The organism is Arthrobacter hankyongi, assembly GCF_022012395.1.
Lineage (GTDB): Bacteria > Actinomycetota > Actinomycetes > Actinomycetales > Micrococcaceae > Crystallibacter > Crystallibacter hankyongi.
Map to the genome: position 1 here is coordinate 1 of NZ_JAKLTQ010000059.1, position 852 is coordinate 852.

1 protein-coding gene is annotated in these 852 nt (G+C 68.9%); it reads right to left on the reverse strand.

The features are described 5' to 3' along the window. A partial coding sequence (locus LVY72_RS24115) for a ferredoxin--NADP reductase domain-containing protein (protein ID WP_504863715.1) occupies window positions 1–852 on the reverse strand: 852 nt, incomplete at both ends.

Below are 852 nucleotides of genomic sequence, written 5' to 3' on the forward strand. Positions count from 1 at the left end.
TCCAGCGCGTCGCCCTTGGTGTGCCCGATCAGGCCCACCGGGCCGCGCTTGATCCAGCCGGTGGCGTAGATGCCGGGCACCGGCCTGCCCGCGGTGTCCAGCACGCGGCCGGCCTCGTTCGGGATCACGCCGCGCTGGCCATCATATTCGAGGTCGGAGAGGGCGGAGCCGAAGTAGCCGATGGCGCGGTAGACCGCCTGCACCGGGTACTCGACGATTTCGCCGGTGCCGCGCACGTTGCCGGTGCCGTCCAGTTCGTTGCGCTCGAACCGGATGGCGGCCACCTTGCCGGCCCCGTCACCGGTGCCCTCGACGATCTCCACCGGGGAGTGCAGGAAGTGCAGGTGCAGCCGGCGCGAGGCGCCGGTGTCCTGCTCCTCGACCAGCCAGTTGGTCAGCGTGTTGACCATGGTCTTGGTCTGGTTGTTGGTGCGGATGGCCTCGTCCGAGCCCGCGTCGAAATCGAAGTCCTCCGGATACAGCACGATGTCCACGTCCCGCGAATGGGACAGCTCGCGCAGTTCCAGCGGGGTGAACTTCACCTGGGCCGGGCCGCGCCGGCCGAACACGTGCACGTCCGTGACCGGGGAGTCCTTCAGCCCGCGGTAGACGTTCTCCGGGATCTCGGTGGAGAGCAGGTCCTCGGCGTGCTTGGACAGGATCCGGGCCACGTCCAGGGCCACGTTGCCGTTGCCGACGACGGCGATTTCCTTGGCATCCAGCGGCCATTCGCGCGGCACGTCCGGGTGGCCGTCATACCAGGAGACGAAGTCCGCGGCCCCGAAGGAGCCCTCCAGCCCGACCCCGGGAATGTTCAGGTCCGCGTCCCGGATGGCGCCGGTGGCGAAAATT